Source organism: Effusibacillus lacus (assembly GCF_002335525.1).
In the GTDB taxonomy this organism is placed as follows: Bacteria; Bacillota; Bacilli; order Tumebacillales; family Effusibacillaceae; genus Effusibacillus; species Effusibacillus lacus.
Genome location: NZ_BDUF01000030.1, coordinates 1 through 3,486 on the forward strand (window position 1 = coordinate 1; position 3,486 = coordinate 3,486).

The window sequence follows — 3,486 nt, forward strand, 5'->3', positions numbered from 1 at the left end:
CCGCCGTAATGAGAAGCTGGATGTAATGGCAAGTTAAAGGCATAAGCCTGTGTTGAATAGCCTTTGCTTTGCCTCCAGCTTCTCATAATAATCTCCTATTTGCCAAGTCCTTTGAGCCAACTCATCAACTCATTATCGCTCTGCCATTCCGGCAGTTTATCTGAGACAACCCCTTTATGACTCTTTTCTAATGCCTTTCTCTTCATTTCTCCATCAATTCGGGCATAGATCTCTGTGGTTTTAACATCAACATGGCCCAGCAGATCCCTTATATAGATAAGATTCACACCCGACTGCAGCAGATGCATAGCTTTGCTGTGCCGAAAACAATGGGGCGACACTTTTTCTGGGAATAGTTCAGGTGAAACCGTCTTTGCCTCACCCATATATTTTGCGACGATGTAGGCAATCCCTTCCCGTGTCAACTTTCCTCTGGAACGGTTGAAAAAAACGGGATAGGCCGATGCATGAGCCTGATTCAATCCATTTTCTTGAAGATATTGACTCAATAGGTTTGACATCGGATTCATGAGGGGGACGATCCTGCTTTTATTCCCTTTTCCCGTAAGCTTGATCGTAGCTATTCGTTGAATTTTAATGTCTGAGACGACTAAATCGCACAGTTCTTGTACCCTCGCACCTGTGTCATACAACAAACTTAACAACACGGCATCACGTCTCCCAGCTTTTGTAGCCGTGTCCGGAAGGCTTAAAAGAAGCTTCATGGCATCCAGCGACAGATAGTCAATGGTCGCTTTTTTTGTTTTCTTGAACGGTATGGCGAGTAATTGCTGTGCCGGATACATGAATTCTGGCAATTCCCTTTGAAGATAGCGTGCAAATGCGTGGATAGCAGCCAGTCGCACATTTCTGGTGGATACGCTGCAATTTCTTTCTTGTTCCAGCCAGTTTAAATATTGTTCAACAGATTCCCGGGTTAAATCTTTCAATCTCATTTTTTCGGGTTTGATGTTCAGCGCTATTTCGTAAAACGAAAGCAGCAGGCGGAACATGTCGCGATAGGACATGATGGTGTTCATGCTCAATCCCGCTATTCCCGGAAGATATTTCGAGAGGTAATTGGATAAATGATACGAGAAATCAGTCGGTTTCATTTACCATCACCTCCGGCAGGATATAAGCGCATTCTTGTGATACTTTCTCCATCAGTTCCGGATACATGTCCACGGTTAGCCGTACATAGCCTTGAGTCGCTTTAACGGAAGCATGTCCCACGTAGGTTGCAAGAATAGGCAACGCATAATAGATATCCGCGCCTTGATCGACCAATTGTTTTAAGGTGCGTACACAGAAACTGTGGCGTAGATCATGAGCGCGCGGTCCTTTTCCTTTCCCCGCATGAGCAATACCGCACTTCCTCAGAATTTCCCTGAATCGACGGTAAATCCAATGGCGACTAACGGGCTTCAAGTTCTTGCTTCTGAAGAAAAAGTCGGTGTCTTTACAGGATGGATTCATCCCAACATGGTATTGATACAGGATTTCTCTAAGGCTTTCCGACATCGGAACGAGCCTGTCTTTCCCAAATTTGCTCTCACGTATGGTGAGAATACCGTGATCGAGGTCGACGTCACAGCATTTCAGATTCGACACTTCCGAAACCCGTAATCCGCAGCCATACATGAGTCGGAAAATGACAGGAACCATGATATGTTTATGGGTTCCTGGGTAAGGGAGCATGTGATCACAAATATGGAGAAAACGTGCGATTTCCATTTCGGAAAAAATGTAAGGGATATACACCTGTACAGCGCGTTTAGGTTTCGGCGGTAAAACAACTTGGTATCCATTGTCCGCGGCGAATCGCAAAAATACGCTTAGGCAAGAGCAGCGAATCCGTTGTGTGCTCCTGGTTTCTCCAGGGATGTGCTTTATCCAATCCTCTACCAGTTCCTTTGGAATGATGTTGCCCGACAATTCATAGGACAAGGAAAATCGAGAAAAGCGGCAGAGCAAGTCTTCTTCGATGAGATATTTGTATCCCAAGGAACGTTTATGCCGCACGAATTTCTGAATGATTTCGCTTAATTCACCGACGGGCGTTCTTCTCAAGGATTCCATTAGAAAACCTCCCGGTCGGCGTTCCAGTCGAAACAGGGAACCTCAAGTGCACAGTTTCTCAATTGATTTACGTCAATCTTCAGGTATACTCCTGTCGTACGGCTGTCCGTATGTCCAAGAATTTCAGAAATAACAGGCAGTGGAACATTGTCTTCTAAGAGGGCGCTGGCAAGGGAATGGCGCATCGCATGGGGTCCTTGACTCTGTCCGGGCTTAACATCGATTCCGGCAATGGATATATATTGTTTTACAATACCGGACAATGCGGAGGCAGTAAGTGGTTGTATTGGACTTATATGACGAAGAAAAACGTAATTGGAATCCGTTTTTGGACGACCATATTTTACGTAATCGATGATGGCCATTCCGATCTTTTCAAGCAGGGGAAGGGTGATGGGCTTCCCAGTCTTGCTCATGGTCAGCTCGATGGTGTTCTTTTCCCAGTGCAGATTGGAGAAAGCCAAGTTTCGGATGTCCCCCGAGCGCAGTCCCAGTTCAGAGGCCAGTAGCAACATGGCATAATCTCTTTTCCCTCTAGGGCTTGAGCGATCCACTGCTTCCAAAACTCGTTGAACATCTTCTTTAGCAAATGCCGATGGGATATGAGCGTCTCTCCGGTACCTTACGTGAGGGACTTTGTCTGCAAAATCCTCACCCAGGGTGCCTATTTCATGTAAATAACGAAGGAACACGCGGAGTGCAGAAAGAGAATTGTGGCTGGTTGCGGATGAATAGCCAGCGAAAATGTTGGTGTAATCCAGAACGGATGATGCTGTTATTTGAGAGAGTTCTAAAACACCGTGTCTCTCTAGGAACAGCAGAAACTTTCCAATGTATTTTTCATACGATTTCAATGTACTTTTGGATATCTGGAACTGTTTTCGATATTCTTGAAACTGCTCGAGGATGCTGGAATGATGCGATAACAAGGAGAACGATGAGGTTGTGAATTTGGGGAAAATAATGCCGTGAAGATGATAGTCATTCAGAACTTGAATGGATCGGGCTCTCACTTTATTTTCGTTTGTTAATGCCTTGAATACGGTGATCTGATAAGCGGCTTCCATAAAATCCAACCCGATTTTGGTGTTGTAAGCGACCAAGGAGCATTCTTTCATGTAGTCTGTTAGACGGTTCCATACCCTTTGGTATCTCTTGATGACTCGGTCGCCATAGCCCGTTCGCAATAATTCCGCTTCGACAAGTTCGATTAATTTTTGGATCGGTACATCGGCTTCTCTTTTCATAAAAATCCTCCATTCATTTTGGGTTATACAGTTGCAAGACAACTGTATAACTACTTAATCGAACAGAGGATAATGTAAAGTTGAGATGGAGAAACAGCTTATTTCTAACGGATTTCAACCTGCACTTTCCATTAAACCCAGCTTCTCATTACGGCGG

The 3,486-nt window shown here is 44.8% G+C and carries 3 protein-coding genes; all 3 read right to left on the minus strand.

All coding sequences use genetic code 11. The features are described 5' to 3' along the window. Window positions 1–95: 95 nt before the first annotated feature. From EFBL_RS07430 to EFBL_RS07440, 3 genes are read right to left on the minus strand one after another with little or no spacing between them, the layout of a single operon-like run. Window positions 96–1,115 (minus strand): site-specific integrase, encoded by a 1,020-nt coding sequence (locus tag EFBL_RS07430; RefSeq protein ID WP_096181512.1) that lies wholly within the window; start codon window positions 1,113–1,115, stop codon window positions 96–98. After that, window positions 1,102–2,082 (minus strand): tyrosine-type recombinase/integrase, encoded by a 981-nt coding sequence (locus tag EFBL_RS07435; protein WP_096181513.1) that lies wholly within the window; start codon window positions 2,080–2,082, stop codon window positions 1,102–1,104. Before EFBL_RS07435 ends, EFBL_RS07430 begins: the two co-directional genes overlap by 14 nt. Next, on the minus strand, window positions 2,082–3,149 hold the full coding sequence (locus tag EFBL_RS07440) for a site-specific integrase (protein ID WP_207907639.1): 1,068 nt from the start codon (window positions 3,147–3,149) through the stop codon (window positions 2,082–2,084). Before EFBL_RS07440 ends, EFBL_RS07435 begins: the two co-directional genes overlap by 1 nt. Window positions 3,150–3,486: the final 337 nt, after the last annotated feature.

What these genes read in the sequence shown, in the direction of transcription:
- EFBL_RS07440 (WP_207907639.1), bottom strand. Translation starts at nt 3,149, where the DNA reads ATGGAAGCCGCTTATCAGATCACCGTATTCAAGGCATTAACAAACGAA.
- EFBL_RS07430 (WP_096181512.1), bottom strand. Translation starts at nt 1,115, where the DNA reads ATGAAACCGACTGATTTCTCGTATCATTTATCCAATTACCTCTCGAAA.
- EFBL_RS07435 (WP_096181513.1), bottom strand. Translation starts at nt 2,082, where the DNA reads ATGGAATCCTTGAGAAGAACGCCCGTCGGTGAATTAAGCGAAATCATT.